This is a genomic window from Streptomyces sp. NPDC024698 (assembly GCF_055559015.1).
Window position 1 is genome coordinate 144,242 of sequence record NZ_JBVHLK010000013.1, and the last position, 16,551, is coordinate 160,792.

General features: G+C 72.6%; 15 protein-coding genes. 6 read left to right on the forward strand and 9 right to left on the reverse strand.

Features of this window, described 5'->3' with window-relative positions; all coding sequences use genetic code 11:
- Nucleotides 1-134: 134 nt before the first annotated feature.
- On the reverse strand, nucleotides 135-635 hold the full coding sequence (locus ACZ4AA_RS26155) for a methylated-DNA--[protein]-cysteine S-methyltransferase (RefSeq protein WP_467607602.1): 501 nt from the start codon (nucleotides 633-635) through the stop codon (nucleotides 135-137).
- A 210-nt stretch (nucleotides 636-845) separates the two neighbouring features.
- Here ACZ4AA_RS26155 and ACZ4AA_RS26160 point away from each other — a divergent pair, with 210 nt between their 5' ends.
- From ACZ4AA_RS26160 to ACZ4AA_RS26170, 3 genes are all read left to right on the forward strand, one after another.
- Entirely contained in the window at nucleotides 846-1,619 is a 774-nt protein-coding gene (locus ACZ4AA_RS26160) for a nuclear transport factor 2 family protein (protein WP_467607604.1), read from the forward strand.
- Between the two features lie 109 nt (nucleotides 1,620-1,728).
- Nucleotides 1,729-2,697 carry an aldo/keto reductase gene (locus ACZ4AA_RS26165; protein WP_467607608.1) on the forward strand — a complete coding sequence of 323 codons (969 nt, stop codon included), beginning with the start codon at nucleotides 1,729-1,731 and terminating at the stop codon, nucleotides 2,695-2,697.
- 475 nt (nucleotides 2,698-3,172) lie between these two features.
- Entirely contained in the window at nucleotides 3,173-5,353 is a 2,181-nt protein-coding gene (locus ACZ4AA_RS26170) for a ricin-type beta-trefoil lectin domain protein (protein ID WP_467607795.1), read from the forward strand.
- A gap of 37 nt (nucleotides 5,354-5,390) precedes the next feature.
- Here ACZ4AA_RS26170 and ACZ4AA_RS26175 read toward each other — a convergent pair whose 3' ends face one another.
- From ACZ4AA_RS26175 to ACZ4AA_RS26185, 3 genes are all read right to left on the reverse strand, one after another.
- Nucleotides 5,391-6,653: a polysaccharide deacetylase family protein gene (locus ACZ4AA_RS26175; protein ID WP_467607614.1), complete on the reverse strand. Its 1,263-nt coding sequence runs from the start codon at nucleotides 6,651-6,653 to the stop codon at nucleotides 5,391-5,393.
- A gap of 242 nt (nucleotides 6,654-6,895) precedes the next feature.
- Nucleotides 6,896-7,660: a DUF4232 domain-containing protein gene (locus tag ACZ4AA_RS26180; RefSeq protein ID WP_467607617.1), complete on the reverse strand. Its 765-nt coding sequence runs from the start codon at nucleotides 7,658-7,660 to the stop codon at nucleotides 6,896-6,898.
- A gap of 143 nt (nucleotides 7,661-7,803) precedes the next feature.
- A complete protein-coding gene (locus ACZ4AA_RS26185) occupies nucleotides 7,804-9,189 on the reverse strand; it encodes a serine/threonine-protein kinase (RefSeq protein WP_467607621.1) in 1,386 nt (461 codons plus the stop codon).
- Between ACZ4AA_RS26185 and ACZ4AA_RS26190 the strand changes: the two genes are divergently transcribed.
- Nucleotides 9,188-9,787 carry an RNA polymerase sigma factor gene (locus tag ACZ4AA_RS26190; RefSeq protein WP_467607625.1) on the forward strand — a complete coding sequence of 200 codons (600 nt, stop codon included), beginning with the start codon at nucleotides 9,188-9,190 and terminating at the stop codon, nucleotides 9,785-9,787. The genes ACZ4AA_RS26185 and ACZ4AA_RS26190 overlap by 2 nt on opposite strands.
- A 27-nt stretch (nucleotides 9,788-9,814) precedes the next feature.
- On the opposite strand, the gene ACZ4AA_RS26195 is transcribed toward ACZ4AA_RS26190, so the two are convergent.
- The gene (locus ACZ4AA_RS26195; RefSeq protein ID WP_467607797.1) at nucleotides 9,815-11,155 is read right to left on the reverse strand and encodes a jacalin-like lectin; all 1,341 of its coding nucleotides are present in this window, start codon (nucleotides 11,153-11,155) and stop codon (nucleotides 9,815-9,817) included.
- Nucleotides 11,156-11,356: 201 nt separating this feature from the next.
- On the opposite strand from ACZ4AA_RS26195, the gene ACZ4AA_RS26200 reads away from it, so the two are divergent.
- The gene (locus ACZ4AA_RS26200; protein ID WP_467607629.1) at nucleotides 11,357-11,869 is read left to right on the forward strand and encodes a phosphatase domain-containing protein; all 513 of its coding nucleotides are present in this window, start codon (nucleotides 11,357-11,359) and stop codon (nucleotides 11,867-11,869) included.
- A gap of 42 nt (nucleotides 11,870-11,911) precedes the next feature.
- Here the strand turns inward: ACZ4AA_RS26200 and ACZ4AA_RS26205 are convergent, their stop codons facing one another.
- On the reverse strand, nucleotides 11,912-12,127 hold the full coding sequence (locus tag ACZ4AA_RS26205; protein WP_467607633.1) for a dodecin: 216 nt from the start codon (nucleotides 12,125-12,127) through the stop codon (nucleotides 11,912-11,914).
- Between the two features lie 333 nt (nucleotides 12,128-12,460).
- Here ACZ4AA_RS26205 and ACZ4AA_RS26210 point away from each other — a divergent pair, with 333 nt between their 5' ends.
- A complete protein-coding gene (locus ACZ4AA_RS26210) occupies nucleotides 12,461-13,225 on the forward strand; it encodes a cobalt-precorrin-6A reductase (protein ID WP_467607640.1) in 765 nt (254 codons plus the stop codon).
- Nucleotides 13,226-13,283: 58 nt separating this feature from the next.
- Here the strand turns inward: ACZ4AA_RS26210 and ACZ4AA_RS26215 are convergent, their stop codons facing one another.
- From ACZ4AA_RS26215 to egtD, 3 genes are all read right to left on the reverse strand, one after another.
- Nucleotides 13,284-14,624 (reverse strand): lanthionine synthetase LanC family protein, encoded by a 1,341-nt coding sequence (locus ACZ4AA_RS26215; RefSeq protein WP_467607644.1) that lies wholly within the window; start codon nucleotides 14,622-14,624, stop codon nucleotides 13,284-13,286.
- Complete coding sequence (locus tag ACZ4AA_RS26220) at nucleotides 14,621-15,247, reverse strand: precorrin-8X methylmutase (protein WP_467607801.1); 627 nt, start codon at nucleotides 15,245-15,247, stop codon at nucleotides 14,621-14,623. The genes ACZ4AA_RS26215 and ACZ4AA_RS26220 overlap by 4 nt, the downstream gene beginning before the upstream one ends.
- A gap of 315 nt (nucleotides 15,248-15,562) precedes the next feature.
- A complete protein-coding gene (egtD, locus tag ACZ4AA_RS26225) occupies nucleotides 15,563-16,543 on the reverse strand; it encodes an L-histidine N(alpha)-methyltransferase (protein WP_467607649.1) in 981 nt (326 codons plus the stop codon).
- Nucleotides 16,544-16,551: the final 8 nt, after the last annotated feature.

A 16,551-nucleotide genomic window follows, 5' to 3' on the forward strand; every position in this document is an offset into this window, starting at 1 on the left:
GGCCGTCGGGGGGCGGGGGCAAACCCCACGATTCTAGGCCGTGCCCGGTCCCGCTACCCGGAGGCGTCGGACGAGCGCCCGAGAGCGGTCCGTGCGGGGCGCCGGGACGACCGGTACGGACGGGCCCGTGCCGGTCAGGACGGCCGGTCCTCCAGGTCCAGAAGCTGTCGCTTGCGCTCCAGACCCCCGGCGTAGCCGGTGAGCGCCCCGCTCGCCCCGATCACCCGGTGGCACGGGCGGACGATCAGCAGTGGGTTCGCCCCGATCGCCGTACCCACGGCACGGACCGCGGCCCTGGACGCGCCGATCCGCGCGGCGACCTCCCCGTAGCTGACCGTGGTGCCGTACGGGATGGTCTCCAGGGCCTTCCAGACGCGCCGCTGGAAGTCGCTGCCGCCCGTCACGTACTCGATGTCGAAGTCGGTCAGCCGGCCGTCGAAGTACGAGCTCAGCTGGGCGACGATCTCCCGGAAGGCGTCCGCGTCCTCGTGCCAGCCGTCCTGGACGACCGCGCCGTACTTCTGGTCCGGCACGGACAGCGCCGCGAGCGCGGTGCCACCCTTGGCGGTGGCGGACTCCTCACCCACCAGCAGCAGTCGGCCGAGCGGGCTGTCCATGGTCGTGTAGACCGTCATCGGTCCGGTCCTTTCCGAGTTCTCGCGGCGTGTTCACCCTCAACAGTGCGCCCCGCGCGGCCTTCCGTCCGGCGGGATTCGGACAGAGCGCTGAGCCGGGCGTCCGGCGAGGCCGTCCGGGACGCGTTCCCCGCGTCCCGCTGGGGTCGCGCCGGGGCCGGTGCGGGCCCACGATCGAAGTCGACCACTCCGCACGGCTCAGGAGTCCCCATGGTCTGGATCCCGCAGATCTCCGACCTCGTCGAACGGCTCGGCGCCGCCGAGCTCGCCGACGCCCTGCGTGACCCCGCGGCGGCCACCGTACCCCTCGCCCTCGACGACCCGGAGGCCGGCCGGATCAGCGGTGCCGGTGTGCTGGAGGCCTGGCTGGCGGTGCAGGACACCTGGCGGGCGGAGCGCAAGGCGGAGATCGAGGAGGTCGCCACGACGTTCGGCCAGGGGCGGGCCGTGGGGGAATGGGTCGTCCACCTGGAGGGCGAGGACGGCGGACGCATCGGGCTGCCGGTGGCGGCCGCGGTGGACCTCGCCTCCGCGCTGCCGGTGCGGATCCACCACTCCCGCCTGCCGCTGCTCGGCCGCCATGTGGTGCGCCGCCCTATGGTGCCGCCGGACCCGTCGGCGCGCGCCTCCGATGTCGTGGGTGCCTATCTGGACGCCCTCGGGACGGGGGACACCGCGGCCGCCGTCGCCGCCTTCGCGCCGGACGGCACCTGCCGCGGGCCGGCCGCCGAGACCTCCCGGCACACCGGGACCAGGGAACTGACCGAGCTCCACGACGCCCTCTTCTCCACGGGTGGCGGCATCCCGCTCACCCTGTGCAGCGTGACCGAGGACGGCACCCGCAGCGCGTTCGAGTACGTGGTCGACCGCTGGGGCGCCGCCGGTCTGCCTCCTCAGCCGGGCCTCGCGGTCTGTACCCGGGGCGGTGATGGCCTGATCGTGTCGGCGCGGGTGTACGACGACGTGGAAGCCCCGGTGGAGTAGGGCTGCCGGGCGTCCGCGGCGGGCAGGGATGTGTCCTCGGATCTCCGCCCCACCCCGGGATCCGTCCCCGGACCTCCCCGCCCCACCGGCAGCGAGAGCAGGAGTGAGCATGCGGTATGTGAAACTCGGTTCGACGGGTCTCGACGTCTCCCGGATCTGCCTCGGCTGCATGAGCTTCGGTCTGCCCGACCGCGGTGTCCACGGGTGGACCCTCGACGAGGAGGCCTCGCGCCCCCTGATCCGTCAGGCCCTGGAGTCCGGGATCACCTTCTTCGACACGGCCAACGTGTACTCGGACGGCACCAGCGAGGAGATCGTCGGACGGGTGCTCGGCGCGTTCGCGCGACGCGACGAGATCGTGATCGCCAGCAAGGTCAACGGCGCGATGCACGAGGGCCCCAACGGCCGCGGACTGTCCCGCAAGGCGATCATGACGGAGATCGACAACAGCCTGCGCCGCCTCGGCACCGACTACATCGACCTCTACCAGATCCACCGCTTCGACCACCTCACTCCCGTCGAGGAGACGATGGAAGCGCTGCACGACGTGGTCAAGGCGGGCAAGGCCCGCTACATCGGGGCGAGTTCGATGTACGCGTGGGAGTTCTCCAAGGCCCAGTACACGGCCACGCTGCACGGCTGGACCCGCTTCGTGGCCATGCAGAACCACTACAACCTCCTCTACCGCGAGGAGGAGCGCGAGATGCTGCCGCTCTGCGCCGACCAGGGGGTCGGCGTCCTGCCGTGGAGCCCGCTCGCCCGCGGCCGGCTCACCCGTGACTGGGACGCGTCCACCGAACGCAGCCGGAGCGACGAGTTCGGCCGGAAGCTGTACCGGGAGGGCGACCGGGAGATCGTCGACACGGTCGGGCGCATCGCCTCCGAGCGCGGGGTGCCGCGCGCCAGGGTGGCACTCGCCTGGCTGCTCCGGCGTGACGGTGTGACCGCGCCCATCGTCGGCGCCACCCGGGCGGGACACATCGAGGACGCGGTGGCCTCGCTCGATCTGGAGCTCTCCGACAAGGAGACCGAGGAACTGGAACAGCCGTACACGCCCCGCGCGATCAGCGGTCACTGACGCGTACGAGAGGCCACGGGACCGAGGGGAATTACGTGCGGAATGCTGCTCGGATGAGCGCGTGAGAGCGCTCCCATTGTGGAGACTTCGGGACGGAAGGACGGGTCGCCTGGTTTCCGAATTTCTTTTGGCGCCGACCGGCTGACATTTGGTCAATATTCCCGGGGTGCCGTAATAAGAGAAAATCCGGGATCGCTTGTTCCGGCTCGTCGCCCTGTGCAAAGGTGAGCGTTGTCGGCGTGCAGACAATAGTGGCTTCGTTCTGCGCGCGTGCGGCGCGCCCGCCTCCCCTCGCCCGAAAGGGCCCCAGGGGTGATCGTTCGCGACGTCACCCCGCACGGGCGGACCGCCCGGATCAGGTGGGCGGTCTCCATACCGATTGGTATGGACTAGGTGCCGTGCAGCCTTTGGAAGGAAAGCGGACGTGAATGACGGAACGCTGTCTCATTCGTCTGACCCCGACCGCTTGTTCGAGGTGTCGGATGAACGGCTCGCGGCCGAGCTGAAGAAGCAGGGAGGCGCGACCGCGAACTATCCCGTCGGAGAACTCCTGGACCGCCACTGGGAGGCGGTGTTCTCTTACGCGCGGCTGTGCACCGGAGGCGTACGTCCCGCCGGAATGCTCACCACGGCCTCATTCACGCGTCTGTTCGGGGATTCGCTGCACCAGGGCGGCCCGAGCGCCGCCTGGCGTCCCCACCTGCTGGTCACCGTCCGCCGTATCGCCGCCGAGTGGCTCATGGACGCGCGGCGCGACCTGCTCCGTCCCGAGCTCCTGGCCGGGGCCGGCCGCGAGGGCGGCGAGGACCGGGCGGCCGTACGGCTGCTGCCGCCGGAGGGAAGGCGGCTGATCTCGCGCGCGTTCCAGCGGCTGCCCGAACCCGCCCGCTGTCTGCTGTGGCACGGTGAGGTGGAGGCCGAGCGGCCCGAGGTCCCCGCGGCCCTGTTGGGGATCTTCCCCGAGGACGCGGTGACCGAGCTGGAGCGGGCCAGGGAGCGGCTGCGCCAGGGCTGTCTGGAGATCCACCACGAACTCGCCCCCAGCCAGGAGTGCCGCCGCTACCACCGCATGCTCGACGTCTCCTTCCGGCGCGGCGGCCTCGACCTCGACCCCGATCTGCGCGCCCACATGGACGAGTGCGGCCACTGCCGTTACGCGGCCGACCAGTTGAGCCGGTTCAACGGCGACCTCGCCCTGCCGCTCGCCGAGGCCGTGCTCGGCTGGGGCGCGCACGCCTATGCGGCCTCCCGGCAGGCACGGGCCGCCGCGGCCGCGCGGACGGCCCGGCAGCCGGACGGCGAACAGGCCGGTCGAGGAACGGCCTTCGCCGACGGGGGGACGGGTGCGGGCGGTGGTTCGGCCTTCGCCGGGGGAGGGATGGGCGCGGATCCCGGTCCGGGCTTCGCCGAGGGTGTCATGGGCGCTGATTCCGGTCCGGCCTTCGATGACGGCGTGACGGGTGCGGGTGCCGGTCCGGCCGTCGCCTACGGAGCCGCGGGGGTCGGAGGCGGTCCGGCCGCCGGGGCCGCCCCCATCGTCGAGTTCCTGCCCGACGCCGACGGCGTACACCCGCCCGGGCCCTTCCCGGACACGCCTCACCCCACCGGTACCCCGACCACCACCTTCGACGTGACCGCCCGGCAGGCGGCCGTCCCGTCCGAGCGGGATGCGGCCGCTCCCGCAGAGGAGGGCCGCCCCGTCCGCCGCCGGGGCGCCCCCCGTTCCGGGGCCGGAACGGGGGCGCCCCGCAGGGCCGCCGGGCACAAGGGGTCCCGCCGTGCGCCGGGACGCCGCAACGTCGCCGCCGCCGTGCTGACCCTCGGCGCCCTGATCACGGTCCCGCTGGTCCTGTGGGCGTCCGACGGCGACTCCGGCGACCGGCACGGCACGACCGACGGCGGCCACGCCTCCGCGGCACCCAGTCGGGGCACGGACCCGTCGTGGGCCAGTACCGGCGCGAAGAAGGACGGCACCGTGCGCGGCCGGCTGCGCAACGCCGCGACCGGGCTGTGCGTCGGCTTCGCCGGAACGGCGCCGGCACGCGGGGCCGAGGCCCGGCTCGTCCCCTGCTCCTCGGACTCGGCGGCCCAGTGGTCCTACGCGTCCGACGGGCTGCTGCGCGCGGCGGACCAGCCGAGCCTGTGTCTCGACTCGCACCTGGGCTACTCCGTCCAACTGGCCGCCTGTACGGGCCCGTCGCAGCCGGACACCAAGAACGTCCGCTACGACTTCACCCTCCAGGGCATGCTCGTACCGCGCTGGAACCAGGATCTGGCCCTCGCCCCCGCCTCGGCCGCGGGGGAGTCGGCGCTCGTCCTCAAACTCCGCGACGACGAGCCGGTCCAGCACTGGACGCTCGACACCTCGTCGCCCTCCCTCCAACTGGAGGTCGTCAACTGGGACTCCACCACCGGAGACGCGAAGGGCCGCTCCACCAAGAAGCCCTCCGCGACGCCACCCTCACCCACCGGTCCCGGAACGCCCGCCGCGACATCCGGCCCGGCGAGCCCGTCCGACGTCGCGTGCGCCCCGGCGTCCTCCTTCTGCTCCGGGGACGACGTCAACGGCGCGGGCAGGGAAGGTGGTTACGGCACGGGCTGGTGGTCCGGCGGCCATGGATCGTACGGCGGCGGGGGCCGGGGCGGCCGCCGGTGACGTCACGGACTCCGGCGGCCCCTCTGTCCCCGGGCCGTCAGGAGGTCGCGGTGCCGGAGGAGGAGGCGGAGCCCGCCGTGCTGTCCGGGCCCGCCGTACCCAGGAACTCGGCCCAGCCGCCGAGCGGTGACTGTCCCGGGTCGAGGGTGCGCAACTTCCGCAGGACCGCAGGGTCCTGGACCTCCAGCCACTGCACCAGCTGGCGGAAGGAGACCATCCGGACGTCGTCGTGGCCCGCCATCCGGGACAGGGCCTGCTCGACGGCGTCCATGTAGATGCCGCCGTTCCAGCGCTCGAAATGGTTGCCGATGAAGAACGGGGCCCGGTTGCTCTCGTACGCGCGACGGAAGCCCGCGAGATAGCTGTCGCGGGCCTGCGCGCGCCAGGCGTCGTACCGCGTACGGTCGCCGAGCGGGTTGGCGTTCGACTGATTGGCCATCAGGTTGTAGTCCATCGACAGGACTTGGAACGAGTGGCCGGGAAAGGGAATGGACTGGAGCGGAAAGTCCCACAGCTTGCCGCCCTGCACCTTGGAGGGCCACATCTGGAGTCCGCCGGGCGAACTCGCGTCGTACTTCCAGCCCAGCGCGGCGGCGGTCGGCAGCAGATTCGACTGCCCTTCGAGGCAGGGAGTACGGCCGCCCGTCAGCTCCTTGTCGTAGTCGAACGGCAGCGGTTCCAGGTCGGTGAAGCCGGTGTTGGTCCGCCATTCCTTGACGAACGTCTTCGCCTGGTCTATCTCGCTGCGCCACTCGGAGGGGGACCAGCGGCGGACCCCGTCCGGGCCGCAGAAGTGACCGTTGAAGTGGGTGCCGATCTCGTGGCCCTCCAGCCAGGCCGCGCGTATCTGCTGGAGCGTCGCGTGGATGTGCCGGTCGGAGAGGTAGCCGATGGCGGAGGCGCCGACCGGGTGCTGCGGCGGGTGGTAGAGGTTCTTCTTCGACTCGGGCAGGGTGTAGATGCCGCTGAGGAAGAACGTCATCGACGCCCCGTGGTCGGAGGCGATCTTGCGGAAGCGGGAGAACAGCTTGTTGCTCAGCTCGCCCGCGCCGTCCCAGGAGAAGACGACGAACTGCGGCGGCCGTTGCCCCGGCTTCAGCCGCTCCGCCTTCGGCTGCTTGGGCTGGGCCCCGGTGTCCGCCGTGGAACCGTCGCCGATCGGCCTGGCCTTCGGGGGCTTAGGCGCGCCGCCGCCGCCGCTTCCCACGGACCAGTCCCGTGCCGAGCAGGCCGACAGGGCTCCCAGCGCGCCCGCCGAGGCCGTCGCTGCCAGCAGTCGCCTGCGTGAGACACCACTCATCGTTCGTCCCCCGATGTTCTTGGCGCCGGCCTGGGTCAGGGGATCGGCGCCGTATCCGTACGACGCTCCGCTCACCGGGTGCGTCAAACGGTGGGATGCGCGAGATTCCGGAAAGGGTCGCGGGAAACGGGACGCGTTACCGTCCTGTGACAAACCCACCACCCGAGAGACGGGTGGTGGGCAGGGGAACGCTGTCCGGCACGGCGAGGACAGGGCGTCCCGGTGCCGTCGTGGGCATGCGGTCAGGGGGCGGTGCCGGGGCTCAGGACGGTCAGGCGGACCGACGAGGCGTTGCCGGACACGGGCACCTCGCCCTGGGTCCAGGACACCTTGAGGGGGTCCAGCTCGTCGGGCGGAGTGACGATCAGGGAGGCGGGAGTCGCCGTGTGCGCCCCGCTGATCGACGGGTTGGAGAAGGTCAGGCCCGACCAGGCGCTGTGTCCGGGCGCCAGCGCGATCGTCGTCGGCGTGCCCGGGGACCGCTGGGGGTCGGGTCCGAGCTGCTTGCCGGAGACGTCGACGAAGGCTGCGCCGGGGTAGCCGCGCACGGTGCAGGTGCGCCCCGACCTGTTGGTCAGGACGACCGGGAAGTTCTCCTGCCCCGCGCCGGGGTCGTTGCGCCCGACGGAGGCGCGCAGCTCCGAGGTGTGACAGCGCCCGGAGGCGGCGGCGCCCCCGGAGGTGGCCGAGGCCGACGCGGACCCGCTGCCCGTCGTCGTCCCCGTCCCCGTTCCCGCCTTCTTCGACGGGGCGCCGGCGCTCTGGCTGGCGGCACCGGTCGAACCCCCCTTCGTCGTGCCCGTGTCGCCGGACGCCGGTCCTGCCGTGCCGGGAAGGGTCTTCGGAGAGCTCTGCGCGGAGCCGTCGTTGCAGGCGGTCAGGGTCAGCAGGCTCAGCAGGGCGACACCCGTGAGCAGCGCGGCCCGCCGGGGGGCGGGTGAAGGACGGTGCGTGGACACCGTGCCGGGCCACTCCGTGTGCGTGTCCGTCCGCGAGAAGGTCGACATGTCACCACTCCTTGCCATTCTCCGTACGAGCTCGTCGCACGGGCGCGGGGTGCGTCGCCCCCCGTCACTACTCTTGGATGCGCCCGGGGACCGAAAAGTTCTCGGGATTCCCGACGGGTTCCGCCGGGACCGCCCGTCCAGGATCAGGCCTTGAGGCGTACCGACCCGATGACACCGTCGGCCGTGTCGCCGCCGCCGCCCTCCTGGCGGACCTGCACGTACACCTGGGGTTCCCGGCCACCACCCGCCGCGGTCAGCGCGGCCTCGGTGAGGCGGCCCTCCTTGCCCGGGCAGGAGTCCCAGGTCCGTATCAGCCCGTGCCAGCGCGCCCCGGAGTAGGAGTGGCTTCCCGCGTAGTGGCATCCCGGGTGCGTGATGGCGCGGACCTCGCCGGTCACGTCACCGTGTTCGCTGAGGCCGACGAAGGCGCCGTCGACGCCGACACGCAGGTCGGGCCAGCTCGCCAGGCGGTTCGCGACGACGAGGCCGGGTTCCGTGCCGTTCCCGAGTCCCAGCGACCGCGGATTCCACCCCGAGGTGCGCATCTGCCCGCCCCAGGCGGTCGGTACCTCCACCGAGATCCGGCCCGTGCCGTCCTCGACCGGGAGGGTCCTGGTGGCGGGCCCGTTCGTCAGCAGGACGGCGGTGACACCGACGGCGCAGGCCACGGCGACGCCGGTCAGCGCGAGGAGCGCCGTGCGCCGGCTCCGGCCGGACGCGGGGACGCCCCCGGCCCCGATCCCCTCCGCCAGCCGTTCGAGCTCCGCGGCGAAGGCGGCCGCGCTCGGCCAGCGCCGCTCCCGGTCGGGTTCCATGGCGCGCAGCAGTGCCCGCCCGACGTCCGGACCGATGTCCGTACGGAGCCGGTCGGCGCGCTCGACCTTGCCGGGTGGCCCCGGGACCGTACCCGTGAGGAGGTGGTGGCCGAGTGCGCCGAGGCTGTACACGTCGGCCCGGGCGTCGATCCCCGAGCCGGGACGGGCCTGTTCGGGCGGGGTGTAGCCGACCGAGCCCGCCGCGATGGTGAGCCCGGAGGCCTGGGCCAGGCTCTTGGCGAGCCCGAGGTCGGCCAGCAGCACCCGGTCCGCTCCGCCGGACGTCGTGCGCAGCAGCACGTTGGACGGCTTGATGTCGCGGTGCACGATCCCCGCCGTGTGCAGCGCCTCGGCGCCCCGCGCCGCCAGCGCCGTCATCCGCAGCGCCTCGGCGACGGGCAGCGGTCCGGCCTCGATCCGGTCGGCGAGGGTGCCGGCGTCGGCGTACTCCATGACGAAGAACGGCCTGCCGTCCGGGAGTTCGCCGATGTCGTAGACCTGGACGACCCGGTTCGAGTCCGCCTTGCGCAGCAGCCGGGCCTCGGACAGGAAGCGTTCCCGGACGTCCAGGCGGTCGACCCAGTTCTCGGTGAGGACCTTGACCGCGACGGGGGCGTCGAGAACGTCGTCGTGGGCGAGCCAGACCACGCCGAACCCACCGGCGCCCAGGCGCCGTTCGAGACGGTAGCGGCCGATCCGCTCCAGGGAGTGCATGCGACTATCATGCCTGGCCTCTGATCGGCATCGAGGGGAGCGCCAGGTGCGGGACGCGGGAACGACCGAGGAGCTCGCGTTGCGGGCGGCGGCCGGTGACGCGGCGGCTCTCGATGTCCTGCTCCGGCAGGTCCGGCCCGAGGTGGTGCTGCGGTGTGCGCGGTTTCTGCCCTGCCGCGAGGACGCGGAGGAGACGGCCCAGGACGTGCTGCTCCAAGTCGCCCGGAAGATAACGGCGTTCGAGGGTCGCAGCCGGTTCAGCACCTGGCTGTACACGGTGGTCGCCAACTGTGCCCGGCAGAAGTACCGCGAGCTGAAGCGCCGTGCCGCCGAACGGCCGGAGGTCATCGACGCGGCGCAGCACGTCGATCCCCGGACGACGAGTGTCATCGCCGGTTCCAGGATCGACCTGCTGGAGGCCCTTGAGCGGCTGGAGCGGGAACACCCCCATCTGGTGGAGCCGTTGGTCTACCGCGACATCTGCCAGCTGGAGTACGCGGAGGTGGCCGAGCGGGTCGGTATTCCGCTCGGCACACTCAAGTCCCGTCTGCACGAGGCGCGCAGCAAGGTCAGGCCCTGGCTGTCGGACGCCTCCTGAGCGGCGGCCGGCGCGACCGCCGTCCGGTCAGCGCTGGGTGTAGATGAAACCGATCTTGTCGACCTCGTCCCCGGCACGCCCGTGGAAGCCGGCGATCTGCCGGCCGCTCGGAGCGGTGCGGGTCACGCAGTCCGAGGTCGTCGTCCCTCCCGCCAGGGTGCGGCCGAGGTTCGTGGTGAACTTCGCGTAGAAGATGCGGGTATGACTGTCCTTCACGCCCTCGCAGAGCTGTGCGGAGGTGACGTACTCGCCGCTCCCGAGGGTCAGTGAGGCGGCCGTGCCACCGGTGCCGCCGTGCGTGAGCACGGTGCCGTCGCTCAGCGTCAGCCCCATCCGGTCGACCCGTGCGCCGCTGCCGAGGGACACGACGGACGCGCGGGCGCCGGCGGACACGCGGTCGATGTCGTCGAAGTAGTCGCCGTGCGGCCCCCCGAACTGGTCGCTGAACTGGAACGCGGGGTTGCGCGACCAGGTGAACGACGCGGTGACCGGGTCGTGGTCGGAGAGCATCAGACCGTCCGAGGTCAGGAACCGTGTGTGCTCGTTGTGGTAGCTCGTGGCGTTCAGTGTCACGAGCTTGCTGCCGCGGTAGAGGATCTTGTCGACGACCTCGCAGGTGTCGGGAACGGTGGTGCCGCTCTGGTCGCAGACCAGGGCGTCGCTCCCCTTGGCCGGCGCGCTGCCGCCGCGGACGAGCTGGACCCAGGCGTCGGAGAGCCGGTTGGCGGCGGCGAACTCCGCGATGGTGTCGCCGCTGCGGGTGTAGCGGGTGTTCGTGTCGCCCATGACGACGACCGCGTTGCCCGCGGAATGGCCGTTGATGAACGCGGTGAGCTGACTGAGGTTGTCGGCGCGGGAGGCGAGGTCGCCGTCGTTGGTGCCCGCGTTGGTGTGCACGTTGTAGAAGTCGACGTAGACGCCCTCGGCGAGGCGTTCGCGCTGGAAGGTGAAGCCCTTGGGCGTGAGGCAGTCGCCGGAGTCGATCTGGCAGGAGTTCCAGCCGACCCGCTCGAAGTCGCCGGTGTCGTACGGGATCTTCGCGAGGGTGTTGAGCCCGCTGCCGATGCCCGCGCCGCCACTGGTGGGGGTGCGGTAGGCGTGCGCGGTGTCGGCCGCGTACAGGGCCGCGTGGTAGTTGAAGTCCTCCTCGACGTGCACGATGTCGTAGGGGGCGACGAGCCCGCCGATCGCCGTGGTCGCGGACTGCCGGGGGGTCGGCGCGCTGGAGATGCCGTCGGGCAGCCCGGCCACGTTGTAGGTGAGCACACTCAAGGTTCCGGAGTCGGCGGCCACGGCGGGGGACGCGGTCGCCGTCAGTCCGCCGAGCAGGACGGCTCCCGCCGCGGCGAGGGCGAGGAGTCTGCGCAGAGGGGACATGGGGGTGTCTCCTGGGGACGCGGGGACGTCGAGAGCCGACCTCCCCTGTTCGGTATACCGAATGTCGTGCGACATGCTGTGCGGAGGCCCACGGTAGGGGCTTGCCGATGATGTGAACAGGGCCTGGAGAGACGGAAGTTGAGCGTGTTCACGCCTCTTCGGGTCGCCGGGACAGCCCTTAGGCTGGTCCGCGTGAAGGAACAGAACATCCGTGCGAAGGCACGGAACGGCACACCGCTCGCCGTCTTCGATCTGGACGGCACCCTCGCGGACACCGCGCACCGGCAGCGGTTCCTGGAGCGTGCGCCGCGGGACTGGGACGCCTTCTTCGCGGCGGCGCCCCTCGATCCGCCGCTCGCGCAGGGCGTCGAGCTCGCGCTGAGCAGCGCGCGGGAGTGCGAGGTGGTCTATCTGACCGGCCGCCCCGAGCGGTGCAGGCGGGCGACGGTGGAGTGGCTGGCCGGGAACGGCCTGCCCGAAGGCCGTATCTGGATGCGGCGCGACGACGACCGCAGGCCCGCCCGCCGCACCAAGCTGGAGATCCTTCGCCGGCTGGCCCGCGACCGGGAGATCCGCGTGCTCGTCGACGACGACGAACTCGTCTGCACGGAGGCGGAGCGGGCCGGCTTCACCGTCGTACGGGCACGGTGGGCGGCCGCGTCGGCGGCGCTGAAGGACGCGCAGGAGCGGGAGGGACGGACCTGAGGCGATGCCCGGCGGCCGGCGGAACCGGCGGCGCGGGTCGGGTCAGTCGGCGTCCTCCAGCCGGAAGCCGAGCTTCAGACCGACCTGGTAGTGCTCGATCCGCCCGTTCTCGATCTGGCCCCTGACCTGCGTCACCTCGAACCAGTCGAGGTTGCGCAGCGTCGCCGAGGCCCGGGTGACCCCATTGCGAATGGCCTGGTCGACGCCTTCGTGGGAGGTCCCGACGATCTCGGTGACCCGGTAGGTGTGCTCGGACATGCGGCTGCTCCTCTCCGCCGTGGCGGGAGTGCCAGGCGTGATTCCACGGTGCCCCACCGGGTGGCGCTCCGCGAGACGGCGGGGCACCGCGGGTGAAGGGGCCCGGGGTACCGAGGTGACGCGGGCCCAGGGTGCCGTGCCGTGGGTGAAGCGGGCCCAGGGTGTCGTGGTGATGCGGGTCCCGGGTGCCGTAGGTGCCGCGGGCCCCCGCGGGCCGGCAGACCTCAGGGCCCGGCCGCGGACGGCGGTGTGCTTGAGTGGGCGGCGAGGCGAGCGCCCCGGCCTCGCCGCCGCTGCCCCCGCTCCTCGCTCCCCGGAAGGGAACCGGACCTCGTGCACGTACTGATCCTGGGTGGTACGACCGAGGCCCGCCGTCTCGCCGAGAGCCTGGCGGAGCCGACGCGCCCGGACCTCAGAGTGACGAGCTCGCTCGCCGGACGGGTGGGCGCGCCCCGGCTGCCGCCCGGCGAGGTACGCGTGGGCGGCTTCGGCGGTACGGAGGGGCTGGCCCGGTGGCTGCGCGAGCACGCCGTGGACGCGGTCGTCGACGCCACGCACCCCTTCGCCGCGGCCATCAGCTCCAACGCGGCCTCGGCGGCGGCCGTCACCGATGTTCCCCTGCTCGCCCTGAGGCGCCCCGGCTGGGTCCCGGTCCCGGGCGACGTCTGGCACGAGGCCGGTTCCCTGGAAGAGGCCGCCGGCCTCCTGCCCCCGCTGGGCGGCCGCGTGTTCCTCACCACGGGCCGGCTGGGTCTCGCGGCCTTCGCGGCCCTGGACGACCTGTGGTTTCTCGTACGCTCGGTGGACGCGCCGCGGGCACCGGCTCCGGCCCGCATGGAGGTGCTGCTCGACCGCGGCCCCTTCACGCTCCAGGGGGAACGGGAACTGCTCCGGCGTCACGCCGTCGATGTCCTGGTGACGAAGGACAGCGGAGGGCACGCCACCGCACCGAAACTGACGGCGGCCCGTGAGGCCGGGCTGCCGGTGATCGTGATCCGCAGACCGCGGGTCCCCGACGGGGTCCCCGTCGTGACGGGCCCCGCGGCGGCGGCCGACTGGATCACGGAGCTGTTCCGGCCAGGAAGCACCGGAACGTAGCGGGCGCAGCGGACCGCGGCCCGGCAACTCGTCCGGACGGACACGCGCAACCGGTCCGTCACGCCCCGGCGTCGGCGCCCGTGCCGGCTTCGGTGCCGGAGCTGGTGCCGGAGCCGTGGACCGAGCCGTGGACCGTGGTCCGAGCGGATACCGGGGGCTGGTCCGGCCAGGTGAACGCGTACCGGGGATCGCCGCCGCGGCTCAGCCGTACGAAGCGCAGGAGTTCACGGACGATGCCCGCGTTGCCCATCGCCCAGTCGGTGCGCGGTTCGAGGTCGCTCGGGGTCGCCCTGTGCTCGGAGTTGGACCAGCGAGCGCCGTCGCCGTCCCGGATCGCACGGTCGGCGAGGTCGGCGACGAGGACCTGGGCGAAGTCGTACGGGTCCCGCTCCTCGGCGATGCGGTCGCAGGCCAGGGCGAGGACCCCGGCGGTGCCGCAGCAGCGCCCGTTGTTGTCCCAGAAGCCGGGGCGCGGGCGCCGGGGCAGGCCGGAGCGGGTGACCGTGTGCCAGCACCGGTCGGCGAGGGCGGGCCAGGCGGGGTCTCCCGTGACGTCCCGCAGCAGCCGGAAGACCTGGGCGTCGCCGGCCGGGCCGTGACACCAGCCGTAGCTGACGGGCTCGATCACATCGGGGCGGTACTGGGGGGTGGAATGCCGCACCAGGAAGCCCTCGGGCCCCGCCTCGTCGCGCGCGACGACGTCCGCGGCGCTGGCCAGCGCGAGGTCGACCAGGTCGCTGCGGCCACTGGCCCCGCCGACCCGGGCGAGTCCCGCGACGATGCCGAGCGTGCCGTGCGAGACGTGGTGCAGACGGGAGTCGGTACCCGGGCGATGGGCCCAGTGGACGCCCGCCGGGGTCGGCTCCGCCGTCCGCAGATACGGCTCCACGGCGAGGACGGCCAGGTCGGTGTCGCCGGCCAGGAGCGCTCCGAGGCCGATCCCCGCGTTGCCGCCCATCAGTTCGTACAGTTCGCCCCAGCCGGCGCCGTCGAAGCGGGACCGTACGCGTTCCAGCGCGCGGTCGGCGGCGATCCCCGCGGCCGTGTCACCGAGTTCCCGCTGAACGGTCCGCAGGACGAGCGCGATGCCGGTGCGGCCGAAGTAGAGGGAGTCGTCGTCGACGCCGTCGGCGCGGTCCGCGAGACCGAGGGCGGCCCGCAGCGCGGTGTCGGCGTAGGAGTCGTCGCCGAAGTGCCGCCAGGCCTCCAGGAGCACGGGGACGATCCCGGCCGTACCGCTGTAGAGAGTCGGATCGAGGCGGCTGTCCGAGGGGCTTGAGGCCCACGCGAGGCCGCCTCCGGACGTCTTACGCGCCGCTCCCGCCAGCCACCGCAGTCCGTCCACCGCGAGGTCCTCGACGTCTTCGACGCTCGCGGCGGGGGCTTCGGGTGTCGTCATTCCTCCTCGCAGGCGATCGCGTTGACCGCGGCCGCCGCCATCGCGCTGCCGCCGCGGCGGCCCCGTACGACCAAGTACTCCAGAGCGGAGGGGTGTCGGGCCAGGGCCTCCTTCGACTCGGCGGCGCCGACGAAGCCCACGGGGACACCGATGACCGCGGCCGGGCGCGGTGCGCCCTCCTCGATCAGCTCCAGGAGGCGGAAGAGCGCGGTCGGGGCGTTGCCCACGGCCACCACTGCGCCGTCCAGATGCTCGCGCCACAGCTCCAGGGCGGCCGCGCTGCGCGTGGTGCCCAGTTCCGCCGCCAGGTCCGGCACCGACGGGTCGGAGAGCGTGCAGATCACGGCGTTGTCTGCGGGCAGCCGCTTGCGGGTGATCCCGCTCGCGACCATGGAGACGTCACACAGGATCGGCGCGCCCGAGCGCAGGGCCTCGCGGGCGCGGGCCACGACGTGGGGGCTGTGGCCGAGGTCGTCGACGAGGTCCACCATGCCGCAGGCGTGGATCATCCGTACCGCCACCTGGCCGACATCGGCGGGCAGGCCCGCGAGATCGGCTTCCGCGCGGATGGTGGCAAAGGACTCGCGGTAGATGGCCGCGCCGTCCTTCTCGTAGTCGAACACAGTCTTCTCGCTCATCCGTTGACGTTCCGGGTCCGGGCGCGTGCCGACGCCGGAGGCCCGGCCCAGGGCGCGGGCGTCGGCGCGAGCATATCGATCATCGGCGGGCAGCCGAAGAGGAGGGCTCCCGCGGGACCTGCCCCGCGAAAGCCCTCCCGGTCGCTCGCCCCCGGCTCGCGCCCGTGCCCGGACCAGGGCCGGGCTCGCGCGCCGTGCCCGAACCAGGGCCGGGCTCGCGCGCCGTGCCCGAACCAGGGCCGGGCTCGCGCGCCGCGCCTGAACCAGAGCCGGGCCGGCCGCGCCCGAACCAGGCCCGGTCTAGCCCGCGGTGGCGAGGGTCAGGGTGAACCCCGCCTCGGAATCGGCCCAGAGCCGGTCCGTGCGCAGGCCCGCGTCGGCCATCTCCGACCGCAGACCGTCGACCGTGAACTTCGCGCTGCGCTCGGTGATCCACTCCTCGCCCTGCTCGAACGGCACCGACAGACCCAGTCCTCGGATCTTGACGCGCTGTTCGGCCCGGCTGCGCAGCCGCATCTCGATGTGACTCTCCTCGCCGTTCCACACCGCGACATGGTCGAAGCTGTCCGGGTCGAAGTCGGCGTCCAGTTCGTGGTTCAGGACGTGCAGCAGGTTCTTGTCGAACTCGGCCGTGACCCCCTGGGCGTCGTCGTAGGCGGTGACCATCTCGTCCACGTCCTTGACCAGGTCCGCGCCGATCAGCAGGAAGTCCTCGGGGCGCATGATGTCCCGCAGCCCGCGCAGGAACGGGCCCCGGGTGGAGCGGCGGAAGTTGCCCAGCGTGCTGCCGAGGAAGGCGATCAGCCGGGAGCCGCGCTCGGGCAGTTCCGGCAGGACGAGGGGAGCGGTGAAGTCGGCGCGCAGGGCGTGCAGACTGATCCCCGGGTAGTCCGCGACGAGTTGGGCGCTCGCCTGGTGCAGCGCGTCGGCGCTCACGTCGACCGGGACGTAGCGCAGGCCCGCGGGACCCAGCGCCTCGATGATCAGCTTGGTCTTGGTCGAGCTCCCGGATCCGAGTTCGACGAGGCCGCGGGCCGAGGTCAGGGCCGCGATCTCGTCGGCGTGCCGGCGCAACAGGCCCAGTTCGGCCCGCCACAGGGGGTACTCGGGGAGCTGGGTGATCTCCTCGAAGAGGTCGCTGCCCCGGGCGTCGTAGAACCAGGTGGGCGCCGTGGACTTCGGCGTGCTGGTCAGTCCGTCGCGGATGTCGGCGTTCAGGGCCCTGGCGTAGTGCTCGGCGTCGAGCGTGTCGGTGTAGCCGTAGGCGCGGGTGCCGGTCATGAGTGCCT

Bases quoted from the DNA above. Each gene is read 5' to 3' on its own strand.
- ACZ4AA_RS26155 (WP_467607602.1), bottom strand. From the start codon at position 635: ATGACGGTCTACACGACCATGGACAGCCCGCTCGGCCGACTGCTGCTG.
- ACZ4AA_RS26160 (WP_467607604.1), top strand. From the start codon at position 846: ATGGTCTGGATCCCGCAGATCTCCGACCTCGTCGAACGGCTCGGCGCC.
- ACZ4AA_RS26165 (WP_467607608.1), top strand. From the start codon at position 1,729: ATGCGGTATGTGAAACTCGGTTCGACGGGTCTCGACGTCTCCCGGATC.
- ACZ4AA_RS26175 (WP_467607614.1), bottom strand. From the start codon at position 6,653: ATGAGTGGTGTCTCACGCAGGCGACTGCTGGCAGCGACGGCCTCGGCG.
- ACZ4AA_RS26180 (WP_467607617.1), bottom strand. From the start codon at position 7,660: ATGTCGACCTTCTCGCGGACGGACACGCACACGGAGTGGCCCGGCACG.
- ACZ4AA_RS26190 (WP_467607625.1), top strand. From the start codon at position 9,188: ATGCGACTATCATGCCTGGCCTCTGATCGGCATCGAGGGGAGCGCCAG.
- ACZ4AA_RS26185 (WP_467607621.1), bottom strand. From the start codon at position 9,189: ATGCACTCCCTGGAGCGGATCGGCCGCTACCGTCTCGAACGGCGCCTG.
- ACZ4AA_RS26205 (WP_467607633.1), bottom strand. From the start codon at position 12,127: ATGTCCGAGCACACCTACCGGGTCACCGAGATCGTCGGGACCTCCCAC.
- ACZ4AA_RS26215 (WP_467607644.1), bottom strand. From the start codon at position 14,624: ATGACGACACCCGAAGCCCCCGCCGCGAGCGTCGAAGACGTCGAGGAC.
- egtD (WP_467607649.1), bottom strand. From the start codon at position 16,543: ATGACCGGCACCCGCGCCTACGGCTACACCGACACGCTCGACGCCGAG.